Origin of the sequence: Mesorhizobium sp. CU3, from assembly GCF_006442965.1 — a bacterium.
Classification (GTDB): domain Bacteria; phylum Pseudomonadota; class Alphaproteobacteria; order Rhizobiales; family Rhizobiaceae; genus Mesorhizobium.
This window is the reverse complement of the sequence record NZ_VFWX01000017.1, coordinates 36150-53127: the sequence shown is the minus strand read 5'-3', so window position 1 is coordinate 53127 and position 16978 is coordinate 36150. Positions and strand designations below refer to the sequence as shown.

Sequence of the window (16978 nt, the reverse complement as noted above, 5' to 3'; positions counted from 1 at the left end):
TCGAACAAGGGCGTTGGCCGAAACGGCCGCCTAATTGGCTATGGTGAGAACGGCCTTGCCGCTGAAGCTGCGCTGTCTCAGCGCATCCAGGGCCTGGCCGATGTCTGTCCACGGCACGGTCAAGGCGACGCGGGTTTCCAGCCGGCGGGCTGCGGCCAGGCCAAGCAGCCGGGCGATATCGGCGCCGATGGCCGGGCCGGAGGTGTAGTAGGCGAAGGTCTGCAGCCTCGCGCCTTCGTGACCCGGAACGAACTGGCGAAAGGAGACCGGCGTCGGCTCGCCGCTGCTCGAACCGAACATGACGATGGTGCCGCCCGGCGCGACGCGCTCGATGGCGTGCGCGAGGCTTGTCCCGCCGACGGATTCCGTGATCAGCGCAAACAGTCCCCCGGCTTCCTCGATCGCTCCGACGACCTGCTCGGCTCCGAGTTGACTGAGATCCTCGGCATGCCTGGCGGCGGCGACCGCAGTGACCGAAGCGCCCTGCGCGCGGGCGATCTGGATCTGGAAGCGGCCGACGGCGCCGCTGGCGCCGGTGATCAGCACCCGCTGACCGGCGAGGTCACCGCCATGGCGCAACGTCCTCAGCGCCGTCGTGCCGGCGACCGGCAGCGTTGCCGCCGAGACGAAGCCGACCGCGTCCGGCATAACGGCAAGCCGGTCGGTCGGCACGGCGACGCGTTCGGCCCAGCCGGCCTCGTCGACCAGAGCCACGACCCGGGCGCCGGCGGCCGGCCCGGAGCCATCGGCCGCTGCCCGTTCCACGAAGCCGACGATGTCCTGGCCGGGGATCCAGCCGTCGGGACGGATGGCGAGAAGACGCAGCTCACCACGATTCAACGACGTTGCATGAATTGTTACCAATGCTTCATTTGCATTGCAGTTTGGCTCGTCGATCTCGGTGAGCTTGAGCCGGTTCGGGCTGTCGGACGAAATGGCAAGCGCGAGCATGAAGCCACCTTTGAGGTTTCGACGCCGCGACCGATCGCGACGATAGCGGCAAGATCCTATCGACTTCCTCAGTTGAAGAATTTAGATATAATGCCAAATGATCGCTAAAAGCAGTCAAGCATGAGACAGCCGCTCCGCTGGCCCTGGTTGAACTTCGACGTCGACGATGTGACAGCGCCGGCGATCGCCGTCGGCGTCGACGTGACAGAGACCAAGGCCGAGGTGCCGATGCATTGGCATCGCAAGGGGCAGCTCGTCTTCGCGCTCGGCGGCGGCGTCACCTGCCGCGTTCCCGGCGGGCTGTGGATGGTACCGCCGCATTGCGGGGTCTGGGTGCCGAGCCGCATGGAACACAGCAACATCGCGACGGCAAACGCGCGGATTTTCTTCGTCTATGTCGAGCCGGGCGCGGCCGAAATGCCGGACCGCTGCCGCACGCTGTCGATCTCGCCGCTGCTGCGCGAGCTGATCATCGAACTGGCGGATTGCGCGCCGGACGATGCTAGAGGCGAGTTCCTCGGCAAGGTCCTGCTCGCCGAGCTGCCGCTCATGCCGGTGCAGCAACTGCATCTGCCGATTTCGGCCGAGCCGCGGCTGAGACGCATCGCCGAGGCGCTGGCTGAGGATCCCGCCGATCGCAGCACGCTGGCTGAGTGGGCGAACCGCGTGGCGCTCAGCGAGAGCAGCCTCGCGCGCCTCGTGGTGAAGGAGACGGGCTTGAGCTTCGGGCGCTGGCGCCAGCAACTGCATTTGATCGTGGCGCTGCGCGAGCTGGCCGCGGGCGCCAGCGTGCAGCAGGTCTCGGGCGATCTCGGCTATGAATCCGTCACCGCCTTCATCACCATGTTCAAGAAGGCGCTGGGCAAGCCGCCGGCGAAATATCTCAGCGATATCGCGCAGCACGGCGGTTCCGCCTTCGCGGCGTAATGTCGGTCAGGCGGGCTGCGGGTTGATCTCGATAGGCTGCTCGATCGGAATGGCTGCCTTGCCGGTCACCACCTCGACGATGCCGCGCGCGATCTCGCGCTCGCCCATGATGACAGCGTCGGCGCCGAGGCCTTTCAGATGCTCGACCTCGGCATCGGAATGGGCGCGGGCGACCACGTTGATCGCGGGGTTGGCCGCGCGGGCGCGCAGCACGATCTGGCCGGCCTCGAAAGCGTTGGGGATGGCGAGGATCAGCCGCTTCGCGCCTTCCGGATTGGCGGCCGCGAAGACTTCGGCATTGGCGGCGTTGCCGGCGACCGTCTCGACGCCGTCGCTCTTCAGCTTCGCCAGCGTCTTGTCGGCGTCCTCGATGACCAGGAAGGGCAGGGCAGCCTCTTTCAGCGCTGCACCCACGAGGCTGCCGACGCGGCCATAGCCGATCAGGATGGAATGGCCGCTCAGCGCGGTCTTCGGAGGCGGGCCGTCGTCTTTCTCCGCCGGGGGCGCCGCTACCGAAGCGACCTGGCCGGGTTCGGTGGCCGGACCGAGCGGCTTCTGCTCCGGCGTCGGCGCGGCATCCTTGCCGGCGCGTTTTTCCAGCCACGGCTTCATCCAGTCGATGACCAAAAACATCAGCGGGTTCAGCAGGATCGAGAGAATCGCGCCGGCCAGGATCAGGTCACGGCCCTGCTCCGGCAAGAGTTTCAAACCGACACCGAGTTCGGCCAGGATGAAGGAGAATTCGCCGATCTGGGCCAAACTTGCCGAGATCATCAGCGCCGTCGCGATCGGATAGCGGAAGACGATGACGATGACGAAGGCGGCGATCGACTTGCCGATGACGATGATGGCGAGCGTGGCCAGGATCGGCAGGCCATTGCTGAACAGGCTGAATGGATCGAACAGCATGCCGACCGAGACGAAGAACAATACCGAGAAGGCGTCGCGCAGCGGCAGCGATTCTTCGGCCGCGCGGTGGCTGAGTTCGGACTCGCTCATGATCATGCCGGCGAAGAAAGCGCCGAGCGCCAGCGACACGCCGAACAGTTTTGCTGCGCCGAAGGCGACGCCGAGCGCAATCGCCAGCACCGAGAGCCGGAACAACTCGCGCGAGCCGGTATGCGCGACATAGTGGAGGATCCAGGGGATAACCCTGCGGCCGACGACCAGCATGACGACGACGAAGGCGGCTACCTTGGCCAGCGTGATGCCGACCACGCCCCATATGCCGTAGCTAGCCGGCAGCGACAGCAGGCTGGCATGGTCGTCGGCCGGCGGCTGGCCGCCGAGCACGCCGGCCAGCGCGGGAAGCAGCACCAGCGCCAGCACCATGGCGAGATCCTCGACGATCAGCCAGCCGACGGCAATGCGGCCGCGTTCGGTCTCGATCAGCCGCCGTTCCTGCAGCGCGCGCAGCAGCACGACGGTCGAAGCAACGGAGAGCGCCAGGCCGAAGACCAGGCCGGCGCCGAGCGACCAGCCAAGTGTCCAGGCGAGACCAACGCCGAGCAACGTGGCGAAGCCGATCTGCACGATCGCGCCCGGCACGGCGATGGCCCGCACCGACAGAAGGTCTTTCAGGGAAAAATGCAGGCCGACGCCGAACATCAAGAGGATGACGCCGATTTCGGCCAGCTCGTTGGCCAGGCCGGCATCGGCGACGAAGCCCGGCGTGTTCGGGCCGACAAGCACGCCAGCCACCAGATAGCCGACCAGCGGCGGGATGCGGAAACGGTTGGCTAAAGCTCCGAAGACGAATGCAAGCCCCAGGCCGGCGACGATGGTGGCGATGAGGGGCGTGTCATGCGGCATTGTCTATGGAGCGCCTTTCGAAAATTACGATGTCGGATGGGCGCCGGCCGAAGGCAGCCGCCTTCGGCAATATGGTGGACGGAGCGGCGATGATGCAACCACCGCCTGGCAGAAATCGACACCGAAGCAGCTTGCGCCGTGCGAAATCGGCATCGCGCCGCCGTGGACAGGCGTTCGATCCGGCAAGGTCGGCTTTAATCTACTAACTTAGTAGAATTTAGAAAAAACTGTTTTGCGGCTTTTCGTGCCAGGCGCTAAAAATTATGCCGGATCAAGGCCGTTTCCCACGCTGCCCTAACCGCTTCGCTCTCAAAGTAGAATTTTTTTCTCCTGCCCTTCGCGGCTGCGAAAAAGCGATTGCCTCGCCCCAAGGGACGCGCGAGTGCGTGCCTTCTGGTTTTTGCCGCGACCGCATAAAACTGCCAGACTGTTCCACTATTGCTCATCGCCATGTCGCCAGCCAATGCCAAGCTCAACGCCTTTCCCGTCTTCATGCGGGTCGACGGCGAAGCCGTGGCCATTGTCGGCAATGGCGAGGAAGCGCTGGCCAAGGCAAGGCTGCTTTCGCAGTCGAGCGCCGTGCTGCGCATCGTCGCGGGCGATGCCGATCCCGAGCTTCTGAAATTCATCGCTGCCGTCGGTGCCGAGCATGTCGACGCCGCCTATGATGCCGCGCATCTCCAAGGCGCGGCCCTGGTGTTTGCCGCCAGCGGCGACGAGGCGCTCGACCGCCGCGTCGCCGAGGATGCGCGCCAGTTCGGCATTCCGGTCAATGCCGTCGACCGTCCCGAGCTTTGCGATTTCTTCACGCCGGCGCTGGTCAACCGCGCGCCTGTCGTCATCGCCATCGGCACCGAAGGCGCCGGGCCGGTGCTGGCGCAGATGCTGCGCAGTCGCATCGATCGTATGCTGTCGCCTTCGCTCGGCCGGCTGGCGGCTCTGGCCGCTTCGTTCCGCGCCGCCGCCGAGCGGCTGCCGAAGGGCAACCGCCGCCGCCGTTTCTGGAGCGATTTTTTCGCCGGCACGCCGGCGAAGGCCGTCGAGGCCGGCGAATTGGCCAAGGCGCAGGAAGCGGCGTTCGACCTGCTCGTGTCCGATGCGCCGGCGGAGGGCCACATCGCGCTGGTCGGCGCTGGTCCGGGCGCGGAAGACCTTCTGACGCTGCGGGCGCACCGCCTGCTGATGGAAGCCGACGCCATCGTTTATGACGCGCTGGTGCCTGAAGGCATCGTCGCCATGGGCCGCCGCGACGCCGAACGCCTGCCGGTCGGCAAGCGCAAGGGTTGCCATTCGAAGAGCCAGGAAGAGATCAACGCGCTGCTCGTTGCGCTCGGCTGCGCCGGCAGGCGCGTAGTACGTTTGAAGTCGGGCGATCCGCTGGTGTTCGGCCGCGCCGGCGAGGAAATGGCGGCGCTGCGGGAGGCCGGCATCGCCTATGAAGTGGTTCCGGGCGTCACCGCCGCTTTCGCCGCGGCTGCCGATTTCGAATTGCCGCTGACGCTGCGCGGCGTCTCGTCCTCGATGGTGTTCACCACCGGTCACGATCTCAAGGGCAATTCGCTTCCGGATTGGGCGAAGCTCGCCATCTCTGGGGCGACTGTCGCCGTCTATATGGGCCGCTCGGTCGCGGCCGAAGTTGCTGGCCGGCTGATCGAAGCCGGGCTGTCGCCCGATACGGCCGTCGCCGTGGTCGAGAATGCCAGCCTCGGCGAGCGCCGCCGTTTTCACGGCACGCTGGCCGACCTGCCATCGCTTGAAGCGCGCGCCGATCTCACTGGGCCGGTGATGACCATCATCGGCGACGCGGTCGCCGGCGCCAACTTTGAACAATCCGAGCCGCTCGCGGCACATAAGCATGAAGGCGCGGCTGCAGCCGTCGCCGAAGGAGTTTGTCCATGAAGGTTCTGACCGCGAACAGGCTCTCCGACGGCATCGCCGTCTGGTACGCCGATGGCGGCTGGGCGGAGACGGTCGGCCATGCCGATCTCGCGCATGACAAGGCGGCGGAGGACCGGCTCGAGGCGATCGGCGCCGCGGCCTACGCCAACAATGAGGTGGTCGACGTCAACCTGATCGACGTCGAAATGGTGGACGGCTTGGTAGAGCCGGTGCGGCTGCGCGAAAAGATCCGCGCCGCGGGCCCGACCATCCGCACCGATCTCGGCAAGCAGGCAAGCCCGGAAGCCATCGGGGCGTAGAGTTTCAGAGCATGATCCCGAAAAGTGGGAGCCGGTTTTCGGATAAGATCATGCTCCAACAAAGAACTTAGACAGAGCGGGCGGACGCGCCCTGAAAGACGAAGCATGTACCGTTACGACGAGTTCGACCACGATTTCGTTCAGGCCCGGGTCGCCGAGTTCACCGACCAGGTCGAGCGCCGGCTGTCCGGCGACATCACCGAGGACCAGTTCCGGCCGCTCAGGCTGATGAACGGCGTCTATCTGCAGTTGCACGCCTATATGCTACGCATCGCCGTGCCCTACGGCACGCTGAACAGCAAGCAGATGCGTATGCTCGGCCACATCGCGCGCAAATACGACAAGGGCTACGGCCACTTCACCACGCGCCAGAACATCCAGTTCAACTGGCCGGCGCTGTCGGACATTCCAGCGATCCTTGCCGATCTGGCCAGCGTCGAGATGCACGCCATCCAGACCAGCGGCAACTGCATCCGCAACGTCACCGCCGATCATTTCGCGGGAGCCGCCGCCGACGAGGTCGCCGATCCGCGGCCCTATGCCGAGATCCTGCGGCAATGGTCGTCGGTGCATCCGGAATTCTCGTTCCTGCCGCGCAAATTCAAGATCGCTGTGACGGGCGCCGAGCGCGACCGCGCCGCCATCCAGACGCATGACATCGGCCTGCACCTGAAGAAGAACGCGGCCGGCGAGCTTGGTTTCGCCGTCTATGTAGGCGGCGGCCAGGGCCGCACGCCGATGGTGGCGAGGAAGATCCGCGACTTCCTGCCGGAAGCCGATCTTCTGTCCTACTGCACGGCGATCCTGCGCGTTTACAACCTCTATGGCCGCCGCGACAACAAGTACAAGGCGCGCATCAAGATCCTGGTGCACGAGACCGGTGTGGAGGAGATCACGCGCCAGATCGAGGCCGAATGGCAGGAATTGAAAGACGCCGAGCTGAAGCTGCCGGAGGCCGACATCGAGGCGATCAACGCCTATTTCGCGCCGCCGACGCTGGCGAACCGGCCGGAAGGCGACGATCTCTTGAAGCAGGCGCGGCTCGATTCCAAGAACTTCTCGCAATGGCTCGACCAGAATGTCGTGACGCATCGCCACCCCGACTATGCGGCGGTGACGATTTCGCTGAAGGGCATCGGCGAGGTGCCGGGCGACGCCACCGACAGCCAGATGGAAGCGGTCGCCGACATCGCCGAGAAATACGCCTTCGACGAGCTGCGCGTCAGCCATGAGCAGAACCTGATCCTGCCACATGTGGCGCGCGCCGATTTGAAGGCGGTCTATGACGCGCTGGTCGAGATCGGGCTGGCAACGGCCAACTCGAACCTGATCAGCGACATCATTTCCTGCCCGGGGCTCGACTATTGCGCGCTGGCCACCGCGCGCTCGATCCCGATCGCGCAGGAAATCTCGCAACGCTTCGCCTCGCTGGAGCGGCAGCGCGAGATCGGCGAGCTAAAGCTGAAGATTTCCGGCTGCATCAATGCCTGCGGCCACCACCATGTCGGCCATATCGGCATTCTCGGCGTCGAGAAGAAAGGCTCCGAGCTCTATCAGGTGACGCTCGGCGGCTCGGCCGACGAGAACACTTCCGTGGGCGAGATCATCGGCCGCGGCTTTTCCTCGGAGGAGATCACCGATGCCATCGAGCAGATCGTCGATACCTATCTCGGCCTTCGGCTCAATCCCAGTGAACGATTTATCGACGCCTACCGCCGTGTCGGTCCCGCGCCGTTCAAGGAGGCGCTCTATGCTGGCGAAACCAAGGCCGCTTGATCGGGTCGTCGATGTCGAGGCCGGCGTCGCCGCCGAGGCGGTCGGGCTCGACGCGCTGCACGGCCATCTGAAGCCGATCGAGATCATCGAACGCGCGGCGCGCGACCTGTTCCGCGGCGAGATCGCCGCCGTGTCGTCCTTCGGTGCGGATTCGGCGGTGCTGCTGCACATGATCGCCGAGGTCGACCGCTCGCTGCCGGTGATCTTCCTCGATACCGGCAAACATTTCGAGGAGACGCTCGGCTATCGCGACGCGCTGGTCGCCGATTTCGGCCTGACCGACATAAGGGTGATCAAGCCGGAAGAGGCGGCGCTCGAACGCGTCGATCCGACCGGCAGGCTGCATGAGACCGATACGGATTCCTGCTGCAATTTGCGCAAGGTCGAACCGCTGGCGCGCGGCGTCGAGCCGTTCCGCGCCTGGTTCACCGGGCGCAAGCGCTTCCAGGCCTCGACACGGTCCGCACTGCCGGTCTTCGAAGCGGTCGGCTCGCGCATCCGCATCAATCCGCTGGCGCATTGGACGACTTCGGACCAGGCCGACTATATGCGCGCGCACGCGCTGCGCGAAAATCCGCTGGTTGCCTATGGTTATCTATCGATCGGCTGCTTCCCCTGCACGCAGCCGGTGCAGCCGGGCGAGGATGCGCGCAGCGGCCGCTGGGCAGGTCACGCCAAGACCGAGTGCGGCATTCACTTGTCGGGCTTGGAGAAATCGCTGACCGACGCCTCACTTTAGGCTATGCCGATAGTCAGGTGAGGCCGGCCTGCGAACGGCGGCTTCCTGCGCTTCCGGTGCTCACGTACTTCAAGTACGCTCCGCTCCGGTTCTCGGAAGCCACCGTTCTCGCCTCGGCCTGACCTGACTCTCGACATAGCCTTTCGATTTTTTGGACCTTGGGATTTTTGATGACTGGAACGACGACAGCGGGGACCCGCCTCTGGACCCCGGACGGTTTTCGCGAAGACGAGTGGACCCATGCCGAAAGCGCCGAGGCGCTTGCCGGCAATGGCCGTTTCATCGTGCCGCTGCAGGTCTTCCTCGGGCTGGACGAGGAGGTCCGCAAGTCGGCGCGCGAGCGCCTTGGCGTGCTGCTGCAGCCGGGCGACGAGCTCGACAAGATCGTCGGCCTGCTCGACCAGTTGTCGCTGGTGGCGCTGGCGTTCCCGGCCTTCAATGACGGCCGCTCCTTCTCCAAGGGCGAATTGCTGCGCGCCCGCCACCATTTCGAGGGTCCGGTGCGCGCCACCGGCCAGGTGCTGGTCGACCAGCTGCCGCATATGCTGCGGCTCGGCTTCGACGAGTTCGAGGTCTCCAACCCGGTGCTGTTGAAGCGGCTGGAGGAAGGCCGCACCGGCGGCCTGCCGGTCTATTACCAGCCGGCCGTTGAGCAGGAACCAAAGGGGCCGAAATATTCCTGGCGCCGCAAAAGGCCCGGCTGACGCAGCGGCATCTTTACAAGGCGCTTCCGCAGGCATTCTCTCAAGGAAACGGACGGAAATATCCGCCGGGAGGAGAGGATGCGCTACGACTATGTGATTGCCGGCGGCGGCTCCGCCGGCTCGACGCTTGCCGCAAGGCTTTCCGAGGATCCATCGAAGACGGTCTGCCTGATCGAGGCCGGCGGCAGCGGCAAGGATCTGCTGATCCGTGCGCCGGCGGGCATCATCGCGCTTTTGCCCGGACGGCCGAAGATCAACAATTGGGCCTTCGAGACGGTGCCGCAGCAAGGCCTCGACGGCCGCAAGGGCTTTCAGCCGCGCGGCAAGGCGCTCGGCGGTTCCAGCGCCATCAACGCCATGCTCTATACGCGCGGCCACCGCCGCGACTATGACGAATGGGCCGAGCTCGGCTGCGACGGCTGGTCGTTTGACGAGGTGCTGCCCTATTTCCGGCGCGCCGAGGGCAACCAGCGCGGCGCAGATGGGCTGCATGGCGGCGAGGGGCCGCTCCGGGTCGGCGAGCAACAGGAGCCGCGGCCGATTTCCAGGGCCTTCGTCGAAGCCTGCGGCGAAAACCAGATCAGGCTGAACGACGACTTCAACGGGCCGGAGCAGGAAGGGGCGGGGCTCTATCAGGTGACGCAGTTCTGGGGCGAGCGGCGCAATGGCGAGCGCTGCTCGGCGGCCGCCGCCTATCTGCATCCGGCGATGGATCGGAAGAACCTCACCGTCGTCACCGGCGCGCAGGTGACGAAGGTCGTTCTGGACGGCAAGCGCGCCACCGGGGTGCGCTATCGCGCCGGAAAGACGGAAGCGGTGGCGGAGGCGAAGCGCGAAGTCATCCTGTGCGGCGGCACGTTCGGCTCGCCGCAGCTCTTGCTTCTGTCGGGCATCGGCCCGGCGGTCGAGTTGGCGGCACATGGCATCCCGGTCGCGCATGAATTGCCCGGGGTCGGCAAGAACCTGCAGGACCATCTCGATTTCATCCTGGCCTGGAAGTCGCGGCAGACGGACTTGATGGGCATCGGCCTCGCCGGCCTGCCGGCGCTGCTCAGGCATATGCTGCGCTGGCGCCGGGACGGTGGCGGCATGATCGCCACGCCCTATGCCGAGGCCGGCGCCTTCCTCAAATCCGATCCAGCGATCGAGCGGCCGGACCTGCAGCTCCATTTCTGCATCGCTATCGTCGACGACCATGGCCGCAAGCTGCATATGGGCTACGGCTTTTCCTGCCATGTCTGTGTGCTGCGGCCGCATTCGCGCGGCGAGGTCGGGCTGATGAGCGCTGACCCACTTGCGCCGCCGCGCATCGACCCGCGCTTCCTAGAGGATCGGCGCGACGCCGACCTGCTGCTCAAGGGGGTGCGGACGATGCGCGCGATATTGGAGGCGCCGGCGCTGGCGAAATACCGCCACAAGGAAATCTACACGGCCGGCGCGTCCAGCGATGCCGAGTTGATGGCGCATATCAAGGCGCGCGCCGACACGATCTATCACCCGGCCGGCACCTGCAAGATGGGCGTCGACGACATGGCCGTGGTCGATCCGAAGCTCAAGGTCCGCGGGCTGGAAGGCCTGCGCGTGGTCGATGCCTCGGTGATGCCGACCTTGATCGGCGGCAACACCAACGCGCCGACGATCATGGTTGCCGAGAAGGCGGCGGATATGATCCGGGTTGCAGCCTGATCTCTCGTCATTTGGTCGGACCAGGGTTTCCACTTTAGCGAGGGCGTCGGCGTCGTTGCTGCATCTCTCGCAAAATGGACTCAATCTGGTCAGACCAATTTGGCGATTTGCACTTCCCCTTCCGGCCGCTTGCCCTTAGGATAGGCTTATTATTTCACGTCTCGAAATAAATAGCCGACAAAGGGAGGAAGGCATGGCAGGCAAGAAAATACTGATGCTCGTTGGCGAATTCAGCGAGGAATACGAGATCTTCGTCTTCGAGCAGGCCATGCATGCGGTCGGCCACACCGTCCATGTCGTGTGCCCCGACAAGAAGGCCGGCGATGTGCTGAAGACCTCGCTGCATGATTTCGAGGGCCACCAGACCTATACCGAAAAGCTTGGGCACGACTACATCCTCAACAAGACCTTTGCCGAGGTGAACCCGGCCGACTACGACGCGGTCTATGCCGCCGGCGGGCGCGGGCCGGAATATATCCGCATCGACAAGCGGGTGCAGGCGCTGGTCCGGCATTTCCATGAAACCGGCAAGCCGATCTTCACCATCTGCCATGGCGTGCAGATCCTGATCGCGGTCGATGGCGTGGTGCGCGGCCGCGAAGTCGCGGCGCTGCATTATTGCGAACCGGAAGTGACGCTTGCCGGCGGCATCTATATCGATGTGCCGCCGACCGGCGCGCATGTCGACGGCAATCTGGTCTCAGCCAAGGGCTGGCCAGGCCTCGCAGCTTTCATGCGGGAATGCCTGAAGGTGCTCGGGACCGAAATCCGCGACGGCAAGGCGCTGATGCGCGATGAGCGCAAGGCGGCCTGAGCGGAGCCTGCCGCGCCTTTGAGCCCCGGTGATTGCCGGTTGAAACAGGCGGCGCGCGGCTACCGCCGCTCGCCCCCGGCCGGCTTGGCATCTGCCCTGTCCAGGCGATCCAGCAGTTCCCTGAAATGCTTCGGCATGTCGGTTTCCAGGCGGAACGCCGGCATCGCGCGGAGGAAGCGCTGCGTCGCCTCGCTGCCCAGCTGCCGCCTGAGGTCGGCGGCGATTTCGCCTCGCTTGTCGCCGTTCTTGCCGTTCATCGTCCCAAAATCCTGTGTCGGCTTCGAAACTCCCGCAGCCCGGCAATGGTTCCCGCACGAGCCCGTGATGGCAACCGAAGCCAGTCGATACGGTAAAATTTGAATTAATCTGGAATGAATGCCGAGAGCCGCGGCTGGCGCTTGCCCCTTGATTTTTGGCCCTCAAACCTCGATATCGGGCGCAAATCCAGACCAATCGAAATGATGGGAAACGGCGATGAGCGACCAGGCAAAAGACGAACGCGCGCCAGACGACATTGAAGCCGCAGAGGCTTCCGGCGAACGTGCGCAAGGCGGCGTCGACGGCGACTATGAAGCGCTTGTACGACTGCTGAAGGAAAACGAGGAACTGAAGGACCGCGCGCTGCGCACTGCCGCGGAGATGGAAAACCTGCGCCGGCGCACCGCGCGCGACGTGCATGACGCGCGCAGCTACGCGGTGGCGAATTTCGCGCGCGACATGCTGTCGGTGTCGGACAATCTGCGCCGTGCGCTGGATGCCATCCCGGCCGAGGCGAAGGCCGCGGGCGATGCCGGCTTCAAGTCGCTGATCGAGGGCGTCGACCTCACCGAGCGCGCCATGCTTTCGGCGCTGGAGCGCCATGGCGTGAAGAAGCTGGCGCCGGAAGGCGAGAAGTTCGATCCGAACTTCCACCAGGCGATGTTCGAGGTGCCCAATCCGGAGATCCCGGCCGGCACGGTCGTCCAGGTCGTGCAGCCTGGATATTCGATCGGCGAGCGGGTGCTGCGGCCGGCCATGGTCGGCGTGTCGAAGGGCGGCCCGAAGGCCGCCGCCGCCGCGCCGGTCGAGCCGGGGCCGGTGAACGAGCAGGCCGAGAAGGATGCGTGATTAGGGGAGTAAGGGAGTAGGGCAGTAAGGCAGTAGGGAAAAAGCCAAACCGTGCATTCACGCGGTTCTGTGGTATTCAATAGCTTCCCTATTCCCCTATTCCCTTACTGCCCTACTCCCTTACTCTCATGAATCCCATCGCCTTGCTCGACTATGCCGGCGTCGCCGTCTTCGCGGCGACGGGCGCGCTTGCGGCTTCGCGCAAAGAGCTCGATATCATCGGCTTCCTGTTCCTGGCCAGCGTCACCGGCATCGGCGGCGGAACGCTGCGCGACGTCATCCTCAACCTGCCGGTGTTCTGGGTGGCCAACAGCGGCTATGTGCTGATCTGCGCCGTGGTGGCGGTGCTTGTCTTCTTCAGCGCGCACCGGTTCGAATCCCGTTACAAGCTGCTGCTCTGGCTCGATGCGATCGGGCTTGCCGCCTTCTGCGTGATGGGCGCCGCCAAGGGGCTGGCGATCACCGGTTCGCCGGTCGTGTCGGTCGTCATGGGCGTGCTGACCGCGACTTTCGGCGGCATCCTGCGCGACCTGCTCGCGGGCGAGCCTTCGGTGCTGCTGAGGCCGGAAATCTATGTCACGGCCGCTCTCGCCGGCGCCACCCTCTTCACGCTCGGCGATCTTGCCGGCCTGCCGGCGCTGGCATCGAGCCTGCTCGGCTTCGCGGCGGCATTCGTCGTGCGTGGTGGCGCGCTGAAATTCGGCTGGTCGTTTCCGGCCTATAAGAGCCGGCCGGGGCGGAGGCCGGAAGACATACCCAGAGTGAGGAGGGAATAGTGGGTAGTGAGTGTGTGAGCGCTGCTGCTCACCAATGACTACTCACTACTGACTGATTCACGCCGCGAAGCGCTGCCCTTCACCGCCATAATAATTGACGTAGCGGGCGCCGATCTCCTTGACCGGCATGACGACGAAGACGTCGACAGTCGAGAATTCGTGGTCGATGACGCAGCCGTCGCCGATGCGGGCGCCGACGCGCAGATAGCCCTTGACCAGCGGCGGCATGGCGGCGATCGCCGCCTTGGCGTTCACCGCCTCGATCGGCATCAGGTCCATCGAGCAGTAGCGGCCGGCCACCGCCCGGACATCCCAGGCGGAATCGGTGCGGCAGTGATGGGCGAGATAGGTCAGCGCCTCGGCGTGCGCGGCCGGCACGATGCCATGGAAGGAGGCGCAGCCGGTCATGACGCCGATATTGTAATGGTTGATGTAAGCCCAGATGCCTTGCCAGAGCGCCTCGATCGTGCGCTTGGAGCGGTATTCCTTGAGAACGCAGGAGCGGCCGAGCTCGAGGAAGCGATGGCCCGGATGGCGCGCGACCAGCTTGGTGAGCTCGAACTCGCCCTCGGAATAGAAGCCGCCGGCCGCCGTGGCGATCTCCTGCCGCAGCAGGCGATAGGTGCCGACGATGCGGCGATGCTCGGGGCCGGGCAGCGAGGTGTCGAGCACCAGAAGGTGATCGCAAAGCGGGTCGAAACGGTCGGCGTCGCGCCGGTCCTGCGCCTGAAACAAATCCTTCCTGGCGCCAAGCTCGTCATAGAACACCCGGTAGCGTACTTCCTGGGCAGCGGCGATTTCGGCCTCGTTGCGGGCGAGCCGCACTTCGAGATTGCCGATACGGCCCAGCGGTGCGCCGCTTGCGACGGCATCGGCGGTACGGGCAGCGATGAGGGCGCCGCCAGCATTTGGCCGAGTGTCACAGTCAGGCATAACTGTATGCACGAGTGATTCTCCTTCGAGCCATCCCTCTTGGCACGGGGATACGGTGTAGGTGCAACAGGATTGTGACAGTACCGTGATACGACGGGGCGGGCAATACTTCGCCGGCTGGCAATTACCTTCAACCGGCTAGCTTACGGCCGCAAAACCCAGGCAATCCAAGGCTCGCCGCGGTTAAAAATTTCGTTACCGCCCCAAGGCACCTAAATCGGACCGGAACTCTCACGTCTGTTTGGCTAGAACCGGATTGCAGTTTTCGAAAGCCTAAGCCGCGACCTGGCCCTCGACCGCCTGGACGAGCGCGTCGGGATCGAGCGGCTTGGTCACGAAGCCGCTGGCGCCGTGAGCAAGTACCGCATGGCGGGTCTTTTCCTGGCTGTCGGCCGAGAGCACCATGATCGGGATCGGCGGCACGGCGGTCGCTTCCTCATGCCGGCGGATGGCCGCGATCGCGTCGAGCCCGTCCATGACCGGCATGTGGAGGTCCATCAGCACCACGTCGAAGCGGTGCTTGAGCCCGGCCTCGGTCACGGCATCGACCGCGGCCTTGCCGTTGCCGACGATCCTGACGCGATGTCCGGCCTTGGTAAGCGTGGCGCGGGCGAGCAAGGCGTTGATGTCGTTGTCCTCGGCGATCAGCACAGACAGGCCCTGGTCGCGCCGGCGTGCGGAGGAGCCGCCGCGCGGCTCGGGCTGCGGCTGGGCGGGCGCCGGCGCATGGCTGGTCAACAGCACCCGAAGCAGCGTTTCGCCACGCACCGGCCTTGCAAGGAAGGTGGCGTAGCCATTGGCGCGGAATTCGCCGAGCAGGCCGCGGTCGGTCGGCGCGATCAGCGTGATGGCCTCGCAATCGGCGAAGCCGCTTTCGCGCAGGCGCTTAAGCATGCGTCCGTCGCTGTTCTCCAGCGCGGCATCGATCAGCAGCGCGTTGCAGCCCGAGGCCAAGGGCGCGGCCTGGGTCGGCGTGGCGACGATTTCGACGCTGCCGCCATGGGTGCGGATGGTGCGGGCGATGGCATCGGCCTCGATCGCGTTCCTCGACACGATCACCGCGCGCCGGTCGGCCAGGATGTTCTTGCGGTGCTGCGGCGGTTCGGTCGCCTGGACCGCGGGGATTTCGAGGACGAACTCCGAGCCTTCGCCGAGCCGGCTCGAGACAGAGATGGTGCCGCCCATGGCGGAGACCAGCCGCTTCGAGATCGCAAGGCCGAGGCCGGCGCCGCCATGCACCCTGGTCGAGGTCCCGTCTGACTGCTCGAATTCCTCGAAGATGCGATCCATGTCCTCCTCGCGCAGCCCCGGGCCGGTGTCGGCGACCGTGAAGCAGATATGGTCGGTGGTCTCGGTGCGGGCGCGCGCCACGGTCAAAAGCACGCCACCGGCGTCGGTGAATTTCACGGCATTGCCGATGAGATTGAGCAGCACCTGGCGCAGGCGGCCCGGGTCGGCGGTGATCATCTGCGGCACATCGGGTTCGACGTGGCAGCCCAGCCCGATATTCTTGGCGAAGGCCTTCGAAGCCAGGAGCTCGATGATGTTGTCGGCGATCTCGCGCAGCGAGGTCGGCTGCGGTTCGGGTTCGAAACGGCCGGCCTCGATCTTGGAATAGTCGAGCAGGTCTTCGATGAGGGCGAGCAACGCGCTGGCGGAGGTCGAGACGGCGCCGACATAGGTGCGCTGCTCCGGCGACAGGTCGGTGTCGGCAAGCAATTTCGCCATGCCCATGATGCCGTTCATCGGCGTGCGGATCTCATGGCTGACAGTGGCGAGGAAGCGCGACTTGGCTTGGCTGGCATACTCGGCGCGTTCGCGCGCGGTGATCAGCGAGGCTTCGGCGCGCTTGCGCCCGGTTATGTCGCGGGCGATCGCCCGATGCGAGACAGCGCCGGTGTCCTTGTCGCGCACCGACAGTTCGATCCAGGAGAACCAGCGCGGACCGCTCGGCGTGCGGATGGCGACATCGGTGGAGCTCAGGCATTCGTGATCGGAAAAGGCGGCGTCGGGAACGATGCCGACATCGATGCCAAGCTCCGACAGGGTCTTGCCGGCGAGATCGCGCGGGTCGATGTCGACGAGCTGGGCAAACACCTTGTTGGCATAGACGATATGGCCGTCGCGGTTGCGGTGGACGACGAGATCGCCGAGCGCGTCGATGAGGCCGCGAAAACGCTCTTCGCTCTCCTGCATCTCCCACATGCGGTCGGCCAGCGTCTCGATCTCGGCGCGGCTGCGGGCAGCCGTCGCATCGAGCAGCGCCGCGGTGCGGCGCTTGTCGCGACGTTCGCGCAGATACATTGCGAGGCCGGCAAGTCCCATCGCGGCAAGGCCGATGGTGACGATCGGCGGCGCTCCGGTGAGATGCGCCAGTCCGATCAGCACGGCAATGGCGACGAGCGTCAGGAAGGGCAGGCCTTCGTGCCTGGCGCGCGGCAATTCGGGCGCCAGCGGCGGCGTGACGAGCAAACGCCGCCTGGGCGCATCCGGGGCGAGCCCGTCAGCGCCTGCCGGCTTGCTGTCCTGCCTGGTGTCGGAATCCGCGACCATGC

The 16978-nt window shown here is 65.4% G+C and carries 15 protein-coding genes; 10 read left to right on the top strand and 5 right to left on the bottom strand.

The window, feature by feature from the left end; all coding sequences use genetic code 11:
• Positions 1-30: 30 nt before the first annotated feature.
• Complete coding sequence (locus FJ988_RS23615) at positions 31-951, bottom strand: zinc-binding dehydrogenase (protein ID WP_140820758.1); 921 nt, start codon at positions 949-951, stop codon at positions 31-33.
• 120 nt (positions 952-1071) lie between these two features.
• Here FJ988_RS23615 and FJ988_RS23610 point away from each other — a divergent pair, with 120 nt between their 5' ends.
• Positions 1072-1878, top strand: coding sequence for a helix-turn-helix domain-containing protein (locus tag FJ988_RS23610; RefSeq protein WP_140820757.1), 807 nt, complete (start codon positions 1072-1074; stop codon positions 1876-1878).
• Between the two features lie 6 nt (positions 1879-1884).
• On the opposite strand, the gene FJ988_RS23605 is transcribed toward FJ988_RS23610, so the two are convergent.
• The gene (locus FJ988_RS23605) at positions 1885-3690 is read right to left on the bottom strand and encodes a cation:proton antiporter (RefSeq protein WP_140820756.1); all 1806 of its coding nucleotides are present in this window, start codon (positions 3688-3690) and stop codon (positions 1885-1887) included.
• A 450-nt stretch (positions 3691-4140) separates the two neighbouring features.
• Between FJ988_RS23605 and cysG the strand changes: the two genes are divergently transcribed.
• The 7 genes from cysG (at position 4141) to FJ988_RS23570 (ending at position 11607) form a co-directional block, all read left to right on the top strand.
• Complete coding sequence (cysG, locus tag FJ988_RS23600; RefSeq protein WP_140820755.1) at positions 4141-5589, top strand: siroheme synthase CysG; 1449 nt, start codon at positions 4141-4143, stop codon at positions 5587-5589.
• Complete coding sequence (locus FJ988_RS23595; RefSeq protein ID WP_140820754.1) at positions 5586-5888, top strand: DUF2849 domain-containing protein; 303 nt, start codon at positions 5586-5588, stop codon at positions 5886-5888. The genes cysG and FJ988_RS23595 overlap by 4 nt, the downstream gene beginning before the upstream one ends.
• 105 nt (positions 5889-5993) lie before the next feature.
• A complete protein-coding gene (locus FJ988_RS23590) occupies positions 5994-7664 on the top strand; it encodes a nitrite/sulfite reductase (RefSeq protein WP_140820753.1) in 1671 nt (556 codons plus the stop codon).
• Positions 7639-8403 carry a phosphoadenylyl-sulfate reductase gene (locus tag FJ988_RS23585; protein ID WP_140820752.1) on the top strand — a complete coding sequence of 255 codons (765 nt, stop codon included), beginning with the start codon at positions 7639-7641 and terminating at the stop codon, positions 8401-8403. Before FJ988_RS23590 ends, FJ988_RS23585 begins: the two co-directional genes overlap by 26 nt.
• Before the next feature lie 170 nt (positions 8404-8573).
• Entirely contained in the window at positions 8574-9107 is a 534-nt protein-coding gene (locus tag FJ988_RS23580; protein WP_140820751.1) for a DUF934 domain-containing protein, read from the top strand.
• A gap of 78 nt (positions 9108-9185) precedes the next feature.
• Positions 9186-10793, top strand: a complete 1608-nt coding sequence (locus tag FJ988_RS23575; protein ID WP_140820750.1) for a GMC family oxidoreductase — start codon at positions 9186-9188, stop codon at positions 10791-10793.
• Between the two features lie 193 nt (positions 10794-10986).
• Positions 10987-11607 carry a DJ-1/PfpI family protein gene (locus FJ988_RS23570; RefSeq protein WP_140820749.1) on the top strand — a complete coding sequence of 207 codons (621 nt, stop codon included), beginning with the start codon at positions 10987-10989 and terminating at the stop codon, positions 11605-11607.
• A gap of 59 nt (positions 11608-11666) precedes the next feature.
• Here the strand turns inward: FJ988_RS23570 and FJ988_RS23565 are convergent, their stop codons facing one another.
• Complete coding sequence (locus tag FJ988_RS23565; protein ID WP_140820748.1) at positions 11667-11864, bottom strand: hypothetical protein; 198 nt, start codon at positions 11862-11864, stop codon at positions 11667-11669.
• 217 nt (positions 11865-12081) lie between these two features.
• Here FJ988_RS23565 and grpE point away from each other — a divergent pair, with 217 nt between their 5' ends.
• Both grpE and FJ988_RS23555 read left to right on the top strand, forming a co-directional pair.
• Positions 12082-12714 (top strand): nucleotide exchange factor GrpE, encoded by a 633-nt coding sequence (gene grpE / locus FJ988_RS23560; protein WP_140820747.1) that lies wholly within the window; start codon positions 12082-12084, stop codon positions 12712-12714.
• A gap of 128 nt (positions 12715-12842) precedes the next feature.
• Positions 12843-13490 (top strand): trimeric intracellular cation channel family protein, encoded by a 648-nt coding sequence (locus FJ988_RS23555; RefSeq protein ID WP_140820746.1) that lies wholly within the window; start codon positions 12843-12845, stop codon positions 13488-13490.
• A gap of 57 nt (positions 13491-13547) precedes the next feature.
• On the opposite strand, the gene FJ988_RS23550 is transcribed toward FJ988_RS23555, so the two are convergent.
• Both FJ988_RS23550 and FJ988_RS23545 read right to left on the bottom strand, forming a co-directional pair.
• On the bottom strand, positions 13548-14435 hold the full coding sequence (locus tag FJ988_RS23550; RefSeq protein WP_140820745.1) for a GNAT family N-acetyltransferase: 888 nt from the start codon (positions 14433-14435) through the stop codon (positions 13548-13550).
• A gap of 261 nt (positions 14436-14696) precedes the next feature.
• On the bottom strand, positions 14697-16976 hold the full coding sequence (locus FJ988_RS23545) for a PAS domain-containing hybrid sensor histidine kinase/response regulator (RefSeq protein WP_140820744.1): 2280 nt from the start codon (positions 16974-16976) through the stop codon (positions 14697-14699).
• Positions 16977-16978 lie beyond the last annotated feature (2 nt).